Annotated in this window: 13 protein-coding genes and 2 pseudogenes; 11 read left to right on the top strand and 4 right to left on the bottom strand. The window is 52.7% G+C overall.

All coding sequences use genetic code 11. The annotated features are described in order from the left end of the window. Window positions 1–31: 31 nt before the first annotated feature. The gene (locus QRN31_RS16200; RefSeq protein ID WP_285433077.1) at window positions 32–199 is read right to left on the bottom strand and encodes a hypothetical protein; all 168 of its coding nucleotides are present in this window, start codon (window positions 197–199) and stop codon (window positions 32–34) included. Window positions 200–553: 354 nt separating this feature from the next. Here QRN31_RS16200 and QRN31_RS16195 point away from each other — a divergent pair, with 354 nt between their 5' ends. Next, on the top strand, window positions 554–1,489 hold the full coding sequence (locus QRN31_RS16195) for an AraC-like ligand-binding domain-containing protein (RefSeq protein WP_285433198.1): 936 nt from the start codon (window positions 554–556) through the stop codon (window positions 1,487–1,489). A gap of 194 nt (window positions 1,490–1,683) precedes the next feature. Here the strand turns inward: QRN31_RS16195 and QRN31_RS16190 are convergent, their stop codons facing one another. Continuing rightward, complete coding sequence (locus QRN31_RS16190; RefSeq protein WP_285433076.1) at window positions 1,684–2,553, bottom strand: AraC family transcriptional regulator; 870 nt, start codon at window positions 2,551–2,553, stop codon at window positions 1,684–1,686. Window positions 2,554–2,995: 442 nt separating this feature from the next. Here QRN31_RS16190 and QRN31_RS16185 point away from each other — a divergent pair, with 442 nt between their 5' ends. Then, window positions 2,996–4,411, top strand: a complete 1,416-nt coding sequence (locus tag QRN31_RS16185) for a serine hydrolase domain-containing protein (protein WP_285433075.1) — start codon at window positions 2,996–2,998, stop codon at window positions 4,409–4,411. Between the two features lie 145 nt (window positions 4,412–4,556). Here the strand turns inward: QRN31_RS16185 and QRN31_RS31580 are convergent. Both QRN31_RS31580 and QRN31_RS31575 read right to left on the bottom strand, forming a co-directional pair. Beyond that, window positions 4,557–5,072 (bottom strand): annotated as a pseudogene (locus tag QRN31_RS31580) (methyl-accepting chemotaxis protein); the annotation flags it as partial. A gap of 342 nt (window positions 5,073–5,414) precedes the next feature. After that, window positions 5,415–6,170: pseudogene (locus QRN31_RS31575) on the bottom strand (cache domain-containing protein); the annotation flags it as partial. A gap of 562 nt (window positions 6,171–6,732) precedes the next feature. Between QRN31_RS31575 and QRN31_RS16175 the strand changes: the two are divergent. From QRN31_RS16175 to QRN31_RS16135, 9 genes are all read left to right on the top strand, one after another. After that, complete coding sequence (locus QRN31_RS16175) at window positions 6,733–7,965, top strand: MFS transporter (protein WP_285433196.1); 1,233 nt, start codon at window positions 6,733–6,735, stop codon at window positions 7,963–7,965. Window positions 7,966–7,978: 13 nt separating this feature from the next. Then, the gene (locus QRN31_RS16170) at window positions 7,979–8,896 is read left to right on the top strand and encodes a LysR family transcriptional regulator (protein WP_285433072.1); all 918 of its coding nucleotides are present in this window, start codon (window positions 7,979–7,981) and stop codon (window positions 8,894–8,896) included. 54 nt (window positions 8,897–8,950) lie between these two features. Next, complete coding sequence (locus tag QRN31_RS16165; protein ID WP_285433070.1) at window positions 8,951–9,595, top strand: DsbA family protein; 645 nt, start codon at window positions 8,951–8,953, stop codon at window positions 9,593–9,595. A 67-nt stretch (window positions 9,596–9,662) separates the two neighbouring features. After that, window positions 9,663–10,382, top strand: coding sequence for a TetR/AcrR family transcriptional regulator (locus QRN31_RS16160; RefSeq protein ID WP_285433068.1), 720 nt, complete (start codon window positions 9,663–9,665; stop codon window positions 10,380–10,382). A 293-nt stretch (window positions 10,383–10,675) separates the two neighbouring features. Continuing rightward, on the top strand, window positions 10,676–11,158 hold the full coding sequence (locus tag QRN31_RS16155; protein WP_285433067.1) for a VOC family protein: 483 nt from the start codon (window positions 10,676–10,678) through the stop codon (window positions 11,156–11,158). Beyond that, on the top strand, window positions 11,155–12,375 hold the full coding sequence (locus QRN31_RS16150) for an FAD binding domain-containing protein (RefSeq protein ID WP_285433066.1): 1,221 nt from the start codon (window positions 11,155–11,157) through the stop codon (window positions 12,373–12,375). Before QRN31_RS16155 ends, QRN31_RS16150 begins: the two co-directional genes overlap by 4 nt. Window positions 12,376–12,406: 31 nt before the next feature. Further along, window positions 12,407–12,769, top strand: a complete 363-nt coding sequence (locus QRN31_RS16145) for a DUF485 domain-containing protein (protein ID WP_285433065.1) — start codon at window positions 12,407–12,409, stop codon at window positions 12,767–12,769. Continuing rightward, the gene (locus tag QRN31_RS16140) at window positions 12,766–14,421 is read left to right on the top strand and encodes a cation acetate symporter (RefSeq protein WP_285433064.1); all 1,656 of its coding nucleotides are present in this window, start codon (window positions 12,766–12,768) and stop codon (window positions 14,419–14,421) included. Before QRN31_RS16145 ends, QRN31_RS16140 begins: the two co-directional genes overlap by 4 nt. A 125-nt stretch (window positions 14,422–14,546) precedes the next feature. After that, window positions 14,547–15,884, top strand: a complete 1,338-nt coding sequence (locus tag QRN31_RS16135; RefSeq protein ID WP_285433063.1) for an OprD family porin — start codon at window positions 14,547–14,549, stop codon at window positions 15,882–15,884. Window positions 15,885–16,027 lie beyond the last annotated feature (143 nt).

The following is a 16,027-nucleotide window of genomic DNA, read 5'->3' as shown; positions in this document are numbered from 1 at the left end:
CCTTTGTTTTTTTTGGTATGCGGTTATCTGTTCAACGTTTCGACGGGCGCGGCTGTCTGGCGGTTGGTGCAACCAGTCGACGCCGCAGCACCTGAGTCCCCAGCTCTAACAGGTAGGTGGCGAACTCTTCAGGTGCCAGGTCGCGCATCTGCAAAAGCCAGGATGAATCGGACTGTCGCTGCTGCTCTGGCGGTTGCATGGGACACCTCATCAGCTGTGGTTGGAGTGGCACGGTGTGGGGTAGAAGTTAGGCGGGGACGGCACCGTACGCTTGGCTCGAACGGACAACCGTTTGGCTAGAAAGGACAGGGCCTGAAAACAGGATTAGGATGGGCTGAATGGGTGCGTGCACTGCGAATGCATGTAACGATAACGGGCAGGAGTCGTCCGTGTGACAGCCTCACGCAGACTCTTTCCCGAGCGCGCGCGGGTCTGATATCTCAAGCTCACATAACCTTGGCAGTACAAAAGTGGAGTGGCCTGCTATTTGCTAAACAGGGAACCAATGTTTCCGTCACCCTTATTGTTCAGTCGCCGCCGTGAGGTGAATGCCATGAGTCATAGCAATCAGTATTCAACCCTCGCCGTTGCGGCTCCACGTCGCTTTGATTACTGGAAAGAAGTGGTGTGCCGTCACTGCCTGGCGGCGGACAGCAAACCATTGACGCAGAGCGATTTCGACGGGGCGCTGGAAGTGCACGGCATGGGGCCGCTGGACATCTGTACGCTGTCCTCGCCACTGCATTTTTGGGAGCGTTCACCCCAGCATTTGCGCAGCGGTCCTGATGAGGATTTATGGCTGGGTTTCACCCGGCGAGGCTTTGGTGAACTGGAGCAGGCAGGGCGCAGGGCAACTCTGGCAGCGGACAATTTGTTTCTTTATGACGCATCCCAGACGTTCCGATTCAGCCTGGGTGGTACCGAAAACCACCTGGTCCGCATTCCGAGACAGTTGCTCAGCCAGCGGTTGCCAGGTATTGGAGGCTGCACAGCCGTGGTTCTGGACGATCGCCGTCCAGGGGTGATTCCGTTGCGCGAGATGTTGCGTCAAGCGGCGAGCATTCCCGCGAGCTTTCAAGACGAGGGGCTATCCAGTCGCTTCTCCAACACCTTGCTGGATCTTCTGGCGATCAGCCTGGAGCTCCAGGATCTCAAGACGACCCATGAGGAGCTGGATCTTTATGGTCGGATCATGAACTACATCCACCAGAATCTGACCGATCCGGACCTCTCGATCGAGCGCATCGCTCAAGTGCATTATGTGTCCACGCGAACCGTCACGCGTGCTTTCGCCCGTTACCAGAAAACGCCGGTTGCGGAGATCTGGAAAGAGCGCCTGATCGCCAGCCGCGAGGCGATCGAACGTGGCCAGGTTCGCAGCATTTCCCAAGCTGCACTGGATTTCGGATTCTCCGATTTTTCCCATTACAGCCATGCTTTTCGCAAAGCTTTTGGTGTGGCTCCTCATACACTCTTGCGCCGGAGTTGAGCTCGGACGCTCGCCATTTTCCCGAGCAAAAACCGTTGAGCATTCCCGACGCTTGCGTAAGCACAAGCTCTAGCAGGCTTAACATAAGCCTCTTGTAGCAATGCTCGATCACCTCTTCCAGGTGGACGCAGAGGCAACCGACCCCGAACTGACACTCGTCAACGTCAGCTCAGGGTCGAAAGCTGCTTGCTCCGCTATTGCAGCGGAACATACACATCTGTTTGCCATTGATCCTGTGGTGTCTCGGGATAGGCGCTCAGGTAATTGAAGAACAGTGGATGGTCACGAAGCTCCTCTCCGCTGGCAGGAAGCCAATCGCGGTAAATCGGATAGATCGTTTCGCCGATGTGATCCGGTGACCCCGTGTGTCGCACCACGACGCAGCGGCCGGCGGGAATGACGATCTCGTGCACGCCGAACTCATTCGGCTTCACGACCTCGTGAATCTCGCCGCAGATTGCGAAGCGGAATGCTTGTGGAGGTGTCGTATCGGGGTTGCTATAGGGAATGCCAAAGGTGCGACTCGATGCCACCGGCGACTGTCCGCTCTGCATGCGCCACTCAATGAACTTGCGCACACTTTCATTGACGAGCCCGGGTGGTCCACGGTGCTCAAGCGCTGCTACTTTGACGTCAGGGAAATCTACGATTCTTACTTGCATGACGATAGTCCTGGAAAAGTGGGGGATTGCGAATACCGCATTCCAGACCTGCCAGTTCGGTTCCTTCCTGAACGCACTCGGCGTCGTACCGAACGCCCGCCTGAACGCCCTGCAAAATGCTTCGGGACTTTCAAAGCCGGCACTGAGTGCGGCGTCCAGTACCGAATGATCAGTGACGGCGGCCAGGCGATGTGCCGCGCGACGTAGTCGCATCAGTTGCACATAACGTGAGACAGGCACTCCAACGAACGCCGTGAATTGTCGATGGAAGTGAAACGCCGAAAAGTTCGCCACATGGCTCAACGTCTTCACCGACAGGTCACCTTCGAGATTGGCATCAATGTAGGTGAGTACGGCATTGAAGCGTTTTGTGTAAGCGAAATTGCTCGGCATGTCAGACACTGGGAAAAGCTCCTGGAAGTACGGTCATTCATAGAGTCGACTATAGCGGCGCGAACGCGCCTAGCCGCACTTGCTCAAGGCACGATGGCCAATGCGATCTTGTCCAGAGCGATGTAAAGGTCGGGGGGCATTTCAGGTGTCTACTTCTGGCCGATTTCTGCCTGTGAGCGATCACTCTGGTGTCATCAGTACAGCAAAAATGCCTTCCGCCGATCGCGCTCATTTTTCCGTTTCCTTGTTCGAAAAACCGTCTCTCGAAAGCTTGACGATATGGACGTAATTGTCCATTATGGAATTATTAATCCAGATTAGACCTGTATAGATAATGGCAGAGCCCACCGTGGTTTTTTGCTTAAAGGAGAATCTGAATACTCACACCAAATAACTAGCGTCCACCGACCACAGAAATGATCAGCCACTAGAAATTTTCTGGAGAATTACAATGAATAAAAATTCTAAAAAGCGAACATTTGTACTCTCAAAAGGTTTGTTACTTACAAGTTTGGTGTGGGGAGTTGCGTGTCATGCCGCGCCGTTCTCGAGCGCCCATGAAGTCGATGATGTTATGGGTGCCCTTATGAAAGAACAGGGTATTCCGGGGGCAGCAATTACAATTCTTAAAGACGGGAAGCCGCTTTATACCTCTGCTTACGGGTTTAGTAATCTGGAAACCAAAACGCCTGCAACGACGGCGACTGTCTTCCAATCAGGCTCAGTTGGAAAAATGTTTACCTCTTCCGTCATTATGCTCTTGGTACAAGACGGCAAGCTTCAGCTTGATGATCCTATTGCACCCTATTTTCCCGAAGCCAAAGGCATGTGGGACGGTATTACCATTCGCCAGGTCATGCAGCAGCGTTCTGGCATACCCGACTATGAGCAGTTCAATAGTATTGATATAAAACAAGACTACACCGACGAACAACTTATCGGTCTTCTTGCGTCCAAGAAACTGGATTTCGCACCGGGAACTCAGTACCGCTACAGCAACTCAGGCTATGTCGCGCTGGGGATGCTGATCAAGCGTGCGAGCGGAAGATTTTACGGAGATCTGCTTCGGGAAAGGTTGTTCAGCCAGTGCGATATGCAAACGGCACACGTCAATATGCTGAAAACTATTATCCCCAATCGGGCGTCCGGCTATGTCTCCAGTGATGGACAGCTGGAAAACCCGGGGCCGGTCTCGCAGAGCCTGGCTCAGACAGCCGACGGGAGCCTGTTGTTGACGATCAATGACCTGGCTGCCTGGGACACGTGCCTTTCAAAAGGCAAGCCATTGTCTAAAGAGTCAATTAATACCGAGTGGGAAGTGCCGTTGATGGCTGACGGCAGTCAACCCATTACCGGTTATGGATTCGGATGGCGCAACAATATCGTGAATGGTCATCGGTTGATCGATCATGGGGGATCGTTCCAGGGATTTCATGCGCACTACGCCAGGTTCGATAACGGTATTTCCATAGGTTTTCTGGCGAATCTCGAGACAGCTCGTAGCAATTATATAGTTAAGCGCATTGCCGGGATTATTGATCCAAATCTGTTGCCTCTTGAAAGAGAAATCGAAGGCTCAGCGGCTGAGACTCAAAAGACTAAGGCAGCAGTTATTGCCTTGATGGATGGTAAAAGCGATCCAATGTTAAGCCCGGAAATACGCAAGGCATTTAACGATAAACACGTGTCAGAGATAGAGGCGTCATTCAGCAAGGTCTCCAATGATACTCAGTTGGTGCAAGTTGGGGAGACAAAGGAGAACGCAGTTACTCGCCGGACCTACAAGGCAATTGCCGGAAAAGTAAATTATCTGGATGTTGCGTTCCTGGAAAACAAAATCGTGGATGTGAAATTTTCATCCGAGTAGTCGAGGCTTTTTTGGTCGTCTATCAGTGACTGTTTTTGGCGAAGAAAAAGACTCCGTGGCGAAACACCACGGAGTTTTTTTTGCCTATTCGGCGAGGTTGGAGAGAGCCCGTCTCAAATCCGAAAACTAATGCAAAGGCTCACCTCTAAATCCGAAACTGCCCAACCAAATGGCCCAGCCGATTGCCCAAATCTGTGAGGCTCAGGGAGGTTCGTGCGGTGCTTTTGGCGTCATTGGCGACCACATCAGCCGCCTGGGAGATATGAGTCATGCTGCGGTTTACTTCCTCGGCGACGGCAGTCTGTTCTTCGGAAGCGCTGGCGATCTGAGCATTCATGTCATTAATTGTATAAATGAGTTGGCTGATGGCATCCAGAGATAACCCTGCCTGGTTTGCCAACTGTCCCGTTGTTTTTCCTGATTCGCTGGAGCGGCCCATCGTGATCATGGCGTCTTGAGTGCCTTTTTGAAGCAGACTGATCATCCCATGGATTTCCTGAGTGCTCTTTTGCGTACGGCTGGCCAGGGCTCGAACTTCGTCAGCAACCACCGCAAATCCACGCCCCGCGTCACCGGCTCGTGCTGCCTCTATTGCAGCGTTCAAAGCCAATAGATTGGTTTGTTCTGCAATAGAACGAATGACGTCAACTACACCGGCAATCAACTGCACGTCATTGTTCAGGCTGTCCAAAGACGTGCTGCTTTGCCCGATTTCCTCAATTAACAAATGAATGCTTTCGATGCTCTTGTTGACGACATCTCTTGCTTGCCCACCTACATCGCTGGTTTCTCGTGCTGCGTGTGAAGCACCTTGGGCACTGACGGAAACCTGGTGCGCCGCCGTGGACATTTCATGAATGGCTGTCGCTACCTGATCCGTCTCATGGCGCTGACGATCCATGGCCTGCTCCGACCGTTGTGCCTGGGCCGACATATCTTCGACCAGCTCGGATAGTTGCCCGGTCATCTCGGCAATCTGACGTACAAGGCTATGAATTTTTTCCACAAATACGTTGAACGAGTGAGCCAAATCGCCCAGCTCATCATTGCTCGAAACTGGCAAACGGTGTGTCAGGTCGCCATTTCCAGCGGCAATGTCGTCCAGGTTTTTTTTGATAGCGAGTACAGGTTTCACCAGTCCGTTGCCAAGCCAGATTCCTACTAAGGCGACCAGTACCAGCAAGAAACCGGCAAGGGCAAGTACGTACGCTGTGTACTGGCCGATTCGCTCGTAACGCTTACTGGCAATGGCCTGCACCTGAACTTCCAGATCGTCCAGGTTCACTTGGGTACCCACGGTCAGGTCCCACTTGTCCAGGTAAACGGTGTAACCAAGTTTGGGCGTAGGTTTAGGGCTGGTGGGCGTCTGCCAGTCGTAGCGAAAAAAATGAGTGCCGGTCTTGGCTGCTTCAACCAGCCCGCGAATGACATACACGCCGTTGGCATCTTTGCTATCGACAAAACTCTTGCCGATATCGGTATTCAGGTTTGCAGAGAACACTCGAACAGACGAGGAGTCATAGCCGTAAAAGTAGTTTTGTTTATCGAAACTCAGCGTCCGCAGAATTTTGACGGCCTGATCGCGAGCCTCCAGATCCCCATAGCGGGAAGCGTCATAGATCGGCTGAATCGACGTTTGGGCAATTTCCATATAGTGCTTTAGTGAAGTTTTTCGCTCATCGATCAGGAGCTCGCGCGTCTGCGCGACCTCTTCGGATGCCAGCTTTTGCAAAACCCAAAAGGTGGTGCCACTGACCATCGCCGCTAGTAAAAGGCCGGGGATGATCGCCAGAAGGATGACTTTGCTACGAAGATTAAGCGTCACGATGAGTTTCGCCTCACTCAAGAGATTTTATTGTGACCCACCCATTTTTACCTCGAGCTCATTGGCTCAGCGTTGCATAAAAGCAGGGGGTGTTTTTGGTTGAAACTGCTGAGCCTGGAGAGGTGAAGGCGCTCCATTTTTATGAAAAAGGCCTTTTAATGATCGGTCGATCAATAGTAGTCTACGCCCAGCCGGATCGGCTTGTCGATGCCCGACCATAGACGGTGGTTTCGCCTCATTCAGGCCTGGTATCGATATCAAAAGTTATGAGGAGGAGGGGCCGACAATGCGGCATCTCGATCAATTCCCCGTCATTGATTCAAGCGGAGGTATTTGACTGACCCCGTTTATCTCTTGCGCACGACGCAACACGACGTTGCGTCCTCTCCATATTCTCTCGAGGTGCACTGCCGCCTATGTTGTTGTCCTGGAAAACATGAATGCGAGTGATCTTCCACTGGAGAGTCACCGCTGTCGAAACTCAGGAGTCTATGGCATGGGCCTTTCTACAAGTGATACAGCAGCGACGATACAAAAAGCATCAATGACAAAGGGGCTGGTGCTTCTGTTTGCCTTTTGTTGTGGAGCCATCGTCGCCAACATCTATTACGCACAACCGATCATTAGCTTGATTGCCCCGGATATCGGCATGTCGAGTGGCAGCGCGAGCTTCATCGTTTCGCTGACCCAGATTGGTTATGCGCTCGGTTTGTTTTTCCTGGTGCCCTTGGCGGACCTGGTAGAAAACCGTCGGCTGATGATCACGACAATTGTGATTACGATCTTCAGCCTGGTCGCCGCCGGTTTGTCCAAGCAGCCGAGTGTATTTCTAGTGGTATCGGCGCTCATCGGTTTCAGCTCAGTCTCCGTGCAAATGCTCATCCCGTTGGCCGCACATCTGGCACCGGAAGAGTCGCGCGGTCGGGTGGTTGGCGGGATTATGGGGGGCTTGCTGCTGGGGATTCTGCTTGCGCGGCCGCTGTCGAGCTTAGTTGCCGATCATTTCGGCTGGCGGGCAGTGTTTATCGGGGCCGCAGCCTTGATGCTCGTTATCTCCATCGTGATTGGCATGACCATGCCCAAATGGCAACCGACCCATCGCGCATCGTACGGTCAATTGCTGATGTCCCTGGGACAACTGTTTTGCCGCGAGCCCGTGCTGCGTCAGCGCGCGCTCTATCAAGGGCTGATGTTTGCCGCGTTCAGTTTGTTCTGGACCGCTGTTCCGCTGATATTGAGTCGTGAGTTCGGCCTGACGCAAAGTCAGATTGCGATTTTCTCTCTGGTCGGCGCCATCGGTGCAATTGCCGCACCTATCAGTGGTCGACTCGCTGATGCGGGGCATACTCGACGAGCGTCGCAGTTGGCCATGGTGCTGGGTGTATTGAGTTTCCTCCCGGCCTTCATCAATCCCTTTTACGGTGTGATTGGATTAGCGGTCACCGGTGTGGCGCTGGATTTTGCAGTGCAGATGAACATGGTGCTGGGTCAGCGAGCCGTCTATGCCTTGGGCACTGCCAACAGAGGCCGTCTGAATGCGTTGTACATGATCAGTATCTTTATTGGTGGTGCAATCGGTTCTTCGGTGGCCAGTTCGCTTTATGAACATGCCGGCTGGTTGGCGATTGCTGCGGTGGGAAGCGCATTGTCGCTGGTAGCTTTGGTCGTCTTTTCGGTGGTGTCTCGTCGGGCCCGAATTGGCGCCATGCTCAAGATGAACAACGGATGAGTCAAGGAGTGTCATGGACAAGCTGCTCGCATTGAAGATGTTCGTCCAGGCTGTAGATTCGAAGGGTTTTTCTTCTGCCGCTCGACATCTGGGCCTGGCTACATCTTCTGTCACTCGAATGATCGATGGACTTGAGGCTGAGTTGGGCGCTGTCCTGCTCAACCGTTCCACCCGTCAAATCTCATTGTCTGACGCTGGGGCCGCCTATTATTTGAAAGCACGGGAGGTGCTGAATGCAGTGGCCGAGGCGGATGCCTCGGTCACTGACCGTGGGGAACTCCCTGCAGGTCACCTTCGTATTTCTGTGCCTGTAGCACTTGGGCGCCGTCTGATTGCCCCTCATATCGCCTCGCTCTTGAAGCGATACCCGCAACTCGTGTTGGACATGACGCTCTCTGACGACATCGTTGAATTACTGGGTGAGCGCGTCGATCTGGCGATCCGATTGGGATCGGCAGCAGCCATGGACGGTGTCGTCAGTCGTCCCGTCGGTCATTTCAAACGCCGAGTGGTGGCCAGCGCCGAGTACCTGAGTGCACAGGGTTTTCCTGAACATCCCATGGACCTCATGCAGCACGAGTGTCTGCGTTTTAGCTATGGCCCAAAGCAACAGGTGTGGACTTTCTTAAAGGACGGCGAGGAGACTCGAGTACCGATTGAGGGCCGCTTCAAAAGCAATAATGCGGAGGTTTTACGTGAGGTTGCGCTGGCGGGTGGCGGTGTGGCTCTGTTACCCGACTGGCTCGTCAACGATGATATTGGCAGCGGTGATTTGACTTCATTATTCGAGTCTTTTGTTATCAATCCGAACGATGCCAGTTCCGCCATTTCCGCGCTGTATCTTCCCAACCATCGTGGCTCCAAACGCGTCAATGCGTTTATCGATTTCATCAGCGAATTGCTCGGGCCTGAAGGCTTAACCGAGAGCTGATCTCCTCATTGCTGTTTTCAGGCCGTGTAGGCACGGCAGATCCCGGAGATTTGAATGAACACTGCGACACTGCATTACGTCTACGACCCGTTCTGTGGCTGGTGTTATGGCGCGGCGCCGATGATCACGGCGGCCACCGCTGTTCCTGGCCTGGAAATTCAGGCCCATGGCGTGGGCATGCTCTCGGGGGACAAAAGCAAGTTGATGTCGGGTGAGTGGCGCGATTTTGTTCGTCCTCACGAAGCTCGGATTACGGCATTCAGCAAGCAAACCTTCGCAGACGCCTATGTTCAAGGCGTACTGGAACATGAGAACGTCCAGCTGGACTCTTCACCACCGATTGCCGCGATGTTGACCGCTCAACAGCTGTCCGGACGTGGCATCGAAATGCTCAAGCGCCTGCAAATTGCTTACTACCAAGAGGGGCGGGCTATCGCTGATCGAGGCGTAATCGCCGACATTGCCAGTGAGCTTGGGTTTGAGCCCGATACGTTTATGGCAACGTTTGATTCGATCACTGCAGACTCATTGCAGGACCACATCAACCGCAGCAACGGGATGCTTGAAGCGCTGAATGCGCGAGGCTTTCCGGCATTTGCGCTGGAGATCGATGGCCAAATGGAAGTGTTGGCCATGGGGCATTATTTAAGCCGACCCACCTTGTTCAAGAAGGATATTGAAAGCCGCCTTGCCAAATAGGTGTGGTTCATAGCCAGTGCGTTCCTTTGTTTTGTATGATGCCTTAATGAAGCTCCAGTGAGGCGTTATGCAAGACTCAAAAAATAGAGACGAGAACGAGTCGGGGAAATCAGCGAAATCAGCAGACCCCGTCAAATCGACGACTCGACGCCTTTCGCCTGAGGTCAGGGAAAAGCAAATCGTGCAGAAAGCCGTTGAGCATTTTGCGACGTGCGGATTCTCGGGCAGTACCCGTGAGCTGGCGCGACAACTGGACATTACCCAACCTTTACTCTACCGGTATTTCCCCAGCAAAGAGGCATTGATAGACCGCGTGTACGACGAGGTCTATCAGTGGGATTCCTCGTGGGAGGCGATGATCAAGGATCGCTGCGAACCCCTTCAGTCTCGTCTGGTGCATTTTTACACCTCATATGCGCGTGTGATTTTGCGCCGAGAATGGATTCGTATCTTCGTATTCGCCGGGCTGACGCGTGAAGGTATCAATGATCGGTATCTGGCTAAATTGCGTGAGCGGGTCTTCATTCCTGTCATTGCAGAAATCCGCCACGCTCATGGATTGGCGCCGTCCTCCGGTGAAACGATCAATGAAAAAGAGCTCGAACTGATCTGGAGTCTGCATGCCAGCATTTTCTATATTGGCGTGCGCAAATGGATTTACGATCTTCCAGTGACTGAGGACATTGATGCGCTGATCGAGCAAATGGTTGATGCGTTCCTCAACGGCAGTCCCCACGTACTGCAGCAAGTCGATAACGACCTCGGTGAGAAGTCTCGCTTGAATTGATCGGTTGAGATTCCCCTGTTTCTTGCCTCCTGATCTCCAGTGTTGCCTGCTTTTTTGTCGACCACTCATCACCTGTTTCAGCCTTCAACTGAGCAGGTGGTAAGGGGGACGCACGCGCCTTTTTGCCCTGAAAAGCCCTTTCTCAACACCTGAAGCCCGTCCTCTGTTGGCGGCGCCGCGACGTGGTTCAGGTCTGTCCGTAAAAATTTGGTCCTCCACCTATTTACTTCAATTTCGTCAGGTCGTATTGTTTATCAACTGATAAATAAATACAAAAAACTGTTGGAGGCACCATGCAAGTCGTGAAGCTCGCTCATTACTCGATCCGGTCATTCGACCTGGAAAAGTCCAGTCGATTTTATGAAAGGGTGCTCGGTTTTACTCCTGGCTACCGGCCGCCATTCGATTTTCCTGGCGTCTGGTTGTACATGGGAGGGGATGAGAAGGACTACGGCACGGTCCACATTATCGGGATTGATCCTTCCAACCCTGAAGGCCTGAAGAAATACCTGGGCGATAAAGAAGTCCCGCTGACAGGCACTGGAACGGTTGATCACATTGCTTTTTTAGTCACCGGCCTGGTCGAGTTCTGGAACGTCTTCAAAGCCGAAGGGATTGCGTGGCGCGATCGCACCGTGCCGAGCCTTGGCCTGCATCAGGTGTTCATCGAAGATCCGTCGGGTGTCACCATCGAGCTCAATTTCCCGGCCTCCGAGATTGAGGCAGTGGGTTCTTACGCCTCCCATGTCGCTGCAACGGTGGGAGAGCAGCCATGATGAATTCCTTGAACAAGCCCCGCGCCATTGTCGTCGGCGGCTCGCTGGGCGGCCTGTTTGCAGCAAACATGCTGTTGCGCAAAGGTTGGGACGTAGAGGTCTTCGAACGCGTACCGGATGAACTCGCTGGACGAGGCGCAGGAATCGTTACACACCCTGAATTGTTCGAAGCGATGGCCGCAGCAGGAATTCCCCTCGACGCATCTGTAGGTATTAATGTGCTTTCGCGCGTCACTTTGGCCCAGGACGGCGATGTCGTACTTGAGAACGCACTCCCACAAACGCTAACTGCGTGGGGGAAGATGTACCAAGTGCTCCGCTGCGCATTCCCGGATTCACTGTATCGCTGTGGTGGCAGTGTCGTGTCGGTCGAAAGTACTGAAACCCATGCCAGCGTTACATTGGCCGATGGGACGACTCATCAAGCAGACGTCATTATTGCGGCTGATGGGTTTCGGTCGACGATTCGCCAACATTTTTTACCTGATGTGCACTTGCAATATGCCGGCTACATCGCCTGGCGCGGGTTAGTCGATGAAAGTGCTCTGTCTGACGCTGCCCACGCCGCACTGTTCGATAAATTCGCGTTTTGTTTGCCCCCGCATGAACAGATCTTGGGGTATCCAGTTGCCGGGCATTCCAACAGCACTCTCGTCGGCGAGCGCCGTTACAACTTTGTGTGGTACCGCACCAGCGGTGACGATGAATTGAAGGATTTGCTGAGGGATGAAAGCGGTAAACAATTTGAAGGTGGGATTCCTCCTGGCCTGATACGCCGTGACGTGCTCGACAATATGTACACGTGCGCAGAGACATTACTGGCTCCGCAGTTTGCCGAAGTCGTAAAGAAAGCTGCCCAGCCGTTATTCCAGCCCATTTACGATCTGGAAGTTCCCAAGATGAATTTCGGACGTGTCGCGTTGCTCGGCGACGCCGCATTTGTGGCGCGTCCTCATTGCGGGATGGGGGTTACCAAGGCCGCTGGTGACGCTTTGGCAATCGTGGAGGCACTGGAGCGACATGCATCCGTTGAAGAGGCATTAGCGGACTACAGCGAACAACGTTGTCGTTTCGGTGCATCGATTGTTCAACACGCCAGGCATCTTGGCGCATATATGCAGGCGCAACTGAAAAGCGAGGAAGAGCGCGAAATGGCGGAGTTGTACCGGACTCCGGAAGCCGTGATGCGTGAGACTGCAGTGCCCGTGAAGTTCTAACTCAGCCAAAAGCTATTTGCAGGAGATCACCATGGAACATGCATATCCGCAAGACGGTGGCCCGACCATGCCCGCTGAACGGGTTGACGACACTATTCAAAATCCGATTCTCGTAAATCCAGAGTTTCGAGCTTTGGTAAAACAGCGCCGATTATTTTCGTGGAGCATGACGGCGCTTATGCTCACTGTCTATTTTGGTTTTATTCTTTCCCTGGCCTTTATACCTGCCCGTTTGGGTACGCCTATCACAGTAGGGCAGCCGATGACGTGGGGCGTGCCAATCGGTTTTGGAATGCTCGCTTTCACGACTCTCCTCGTGGCTGTCTATGTCTGGCGCACTAACACCTGCTACGACCCTAAAATAAAAACAATTATCAGGAGCTTCAACAAATGAAGCGTCTACTTATTGCAATCTCCGCCATGCTTGCTTCGGTAACGGTATACGCGGCCGACGCCCCTGTTGCCGTACAAAAACATAATCCCATTGCCATCGGCCTGTTCTTGGCGTTCGTTATTTTCACTCTGTTCGTCACACGGTGGGCGGCACGCAAAAACAATAGCGTCGCGGATCACTATGCCGCAGGAGGAAAAATTACCGGCTTCCAGAATGGGTGGGCTATCGCGGGCGACTATATGTCCGCAGCGTCTTTGCTGGGTATCTCCGCCTTGGTTTTCACCAGTGGATTTGATGGTCTGATTTACTCGATCGGCTTCCTTGCCAGTTGGCCGATCATTCTGTTTCTGATTGCGGAGCCATTGCGAAATCTGGGGCGCTATACCCTGGCAGACGTACTGTCCTATCGGCTGAAACAGCGACCCATTCGAGCATTTTCGGCCTCCAGTTCCATTGTGATCGTGTTGCTTTACCTGGTTTCTCAACTGGTAGGTGCCGGGAAACTGGTGGAGTTGCTGTTTGGTTTTGATTACACCGCGGCGGTGCTTCTCGTGGGCACGCTGATGGTGATTTATGTTTTCTTTGGCGGGATGTTAGCAACCACCTGGATTCAGATTATCAAGGCCGTATTGCTGCTGACCGGCTGCGTCTTTATGGCTTTCATGGTGCTGTCTCAATTCGGATTCAGCCTGAACCAGCTGTTTACTCAAGCGACCCAGGTGCATCCTTCCCATGTTGCAATCATGAGCCCAGGTGGTTTGATCACCGACCCGGTGTCTGCGATTTCCCTGGGATTGGCGTTAGTCTTCGGCACGGCGGGCCTTCCACATATTCTCATGCGGTTTTTCACTGTCGGTAACGTCAAGGCTGCGCGCCAAAGTATCCTTTATGCCACCGGTCTGGTCGGCATTGGTTATGCCCTGATCGTTATTATCGGCTTCGGCACCATCGCCCTGGTTGCCAGCAATCCCGATTATCACGATGCATCAGGTGGCATATTGGGCGGCGTTAATATGGTTGCGATTCACCTCGCACACAACGTTGGCGGCAATGTTTTCCTTGGGTTTATGTGTGCTGTATCGTTCTCGACGATATTGGCGGTGGTGGCAGGGCTTACCCTTGCAGGCTCGTCTGCTGTTTCACATGACCTCTACGCACATGCCTTGCGCCGGGGCACCGCCAGCGACCGTGAAGAGATGCGCGTCTCTCGCGTTACAACCATCGTGCTGGGTGTGTTGTCGATTCTATTGGCCATTGCTTTTGAAAAACAGAACATCGCATTTATTGTGAGCTTAACGTTCTCCATCGCCGCAAGTTCCAATTTCCCCGTGCTGTTATTGTCGATTTACTGGAAAGGCCTGACGACACGAGGCGCCGTAATTGGCGGATCGCTGGGGCTGCTATCAGCCATTACGCTTTGCATTCTTAGCCCAACCGTTTGGGTCAAGATTCTCCATAATCCGCAAGCCTGGTTCCCATACGAATATCCGGCCTTGTTTTCCATGGCCGTGGCATTTGTCGGGATCTTTTGGTTCTCCATTACCGATCGCTCGGTCAGTGCCATCGGTGAGCGCAATCGATTCGATAATCAGCTGGTCGATTCTGAACTGGGTACGCCAGCCACGTGGAATGCGCAGCTGAAAGCTGATTAGTTCGGGTTATTACTGTTCACGTTAACTAGTTGCTGCATGAAAGTGCAGCTGATGTGAATACCTGCGCCTGAAAGTCGCTGAATAGTTTAGACAAAAATAATAATCTCAACTTTGGTGCAAAAACAATGAAATGTACTTTGACTGTTGCAGCCGCCCTGTGTGTATTGGCGCAGCAAGCCCATGCGGCGGGTTTTATCGATGACAGTAAAGCTGCGCTTAAACTGCGTAACTTTTATATTAATAGTGATTACCGAGACTCGGCAACACCTGCTCAGAAAGCCGCTAACCAGAGTTATCAAGCTGAGTGGGGACAAGCCTTTCAGCTCGAATTTATCTCAGGTTACACCCCGGGGCCAGTAGGTTTCGGTGTTGACGCGTTGGGCATGTTGGGTGTCAAGCTGGATTCTAGTACTGGCAAGCATGGCAACCCAACGGGGACAAACTACGGTGGCATCGTATTTCCAAGCGACGGCAACCATGCTGTTGACGAATTTTCCAACCTGGGATTGACCGGCAAAGTAAAAATATCCAAGACCGAGCTGAAGCTGGGAACGTTGGTCCCGAAACTGCCGGTGATCTTCAGTAATGATGGAAGATTATTGCCGCAAACCTGGCAAGGAACCCAGGTTACTTCGACAGATATCAAAGATCTGACGTTGGTGGGAGGCCAAATTGATGAGGTGAAGGGGCGTAACTCCAGCAACAATGAAAACATGTCCATCGCGGGTGCGAATAATGCGGTCACGGGGCGCTTCAGTAATAAATTCACCTACGCCGGTGGCGATTACAAACTGACCAAAGATCTAACCTTGCAATACTATTACGGCAATCTGAAAGATTTTTATAAGCAGAATTTTCTCGGCCTGATTCACAACTGGGCAATTGGTCCTGGCGTACTGACCAGCGATTTTCGGTACTTTAATAGCAGGGATGATGGTGCAAACGGCCATGACCCGGCGTACTTCACGACAGGCTACTACGGCGGTAATACGTTAAAGGGCAAAGTCGACAATGATCTGTACAGTGGATTATTTACCTACGCGGTTGCGGGTCACACTTTTGGCGCAGGCTATGAAGTCAGTGATGGGAAAAGTGACTTTCCCTATTTGAACCAGGGCGATGGGCCGACCACCTATACCATTACGGAAATGCAGGTTCAAAAGTTCGTTCGTGCCGGCGAGAAGTCATGGCAAGCCCGCTACTCTTATGACTTTGCAAAACTGGGCTTGCCCGGTGCGACGGCGGGGGTTGTATACGTTAAAGGCGATGATATCAATACTGTTGCTTCCAGCAATTCCAGTGAATGGGAACGAGATATTACGCTGGCCTATGTCGTGCAATCGGGGCCCTTAAAAGGCGTTGGCGTGATGTGGAAAAATGCAATGGTGCGCAACAATATTCCTAATGCCCGTCAACAAGACGAGAATCGCGTGATTATCAATTACCAATTGGCGTTGTTTTAGTTTTTTGATCGAGGCCGCTTCGTAACTGATATCCAGATATCAAAAACGTATTCGGCGGTCCGGTCGTGTGTGACTGGCCGCTGTAACTGACAGGCAGCACTTTAACGAGTGCTGCGTGTACATGTCGTTCTCTTCCAACGGCG

The sequence above is a fragment of the Pseudomonas sp. fls2-241-R2A-110 genome (genome assembly GCF_030209165.1).
Lineage (GTDB): Bacteria > Pseudomonadota > Gammaproteobacteria > Pseudomonadales > Pseudomonadaceae > Aquipseudomonas.
This window is presented reverse-complemented; position numbering and strand designations above follow the sequence as displayed.

Excerpts from the sequence above, each read along its gene's own strand:
- QRN31_RS16140 (WP_285433064.1), top strand. The coding sequence starts at position 12,766 with ATGAAGCGTCTACTTATTGCAATCTCCGCCATGCTTGCTTCGGTAACG.
- QRN31_RS16155 (WP_285433067.1), top strand. The coding sequence starts at position 10,676 with ATGCAAGTCGTGAAGCTCGCTCATTACTCGATCCGGTCATTCGACCTG.
- QRN31_RS16165 (WP_285433070.1), top strand. The coding sequence starts at position 8,951 with ATGAACACTGCGACACTGCATTACGTCTACGACCCGTTCTGTGGCTGG.
- QRN31_RS16185 (WP_285433075.1), top strand. The coding sequence starts at position 2,996 with ATGAATAAAAATTCTAAAAAGCGAACATTTGTACTCTCAAAAGGTTTG.
- QRN31_RS16200 (WP_285433077.1), bottom strand. The coding sequence starts at position 199 with ATGCAACCGCCAGAGCAGCAGCGACAGTCCGATTCATCCTGGCTTTTG.
- QRN31_RS16150 (WP_285433066.1), top strand. The coding sequence starts at position 11,155 with ATGATGAATTCCTTGAACAAGCCCCGCGCCATTGTCGTCGGCGGCTCG.
- QRN31_RS16175 (WP_285433196.1), top strand. The coding sequence starts at position 6,733 with ATGGGCCTTTCTACAAGTGATACAGCAGCGACGATACAAAAAGCATCA.
- QRN31_RS16195 (WP_285433198.1), top strand. The coding sequence starts at position 554 with ATGAGTCATAGCAATCAGTATTCAACCCTCGCCGTTGCGGCTCCACGT.
- QRN31_RS16145 (WP_285433065.1), top strand. The coding sequence starts at position 12,407 with ATGGAACATGCATATCCGCAAGACGGTGGCCCGACCATGCCCGCTGAA.
- QRN31_RS16170 (WP_285433072.1), top strand. The coding sequence starts at position 7,979 with ATGGACAAGCTGCTCGCATTGAAGATGTTCGTCCAGGCTGTAGATTCG.
- QRN31_RS16160 (WP_285433068.1), top strand. The coding sequence starts at position 9,663 with ATGCAAGACTCAAAAAATAGAGACGAGAACGAGTCGGGGAAATCAGCG.
- QRN31_RS16135 (WP_285433063.1), top strand. The coding sequence starts at position 14,547 with ATGAAATGTACTTTGACTGTTGCAGCCGCCCTGTGTGTATTGGCGCAG.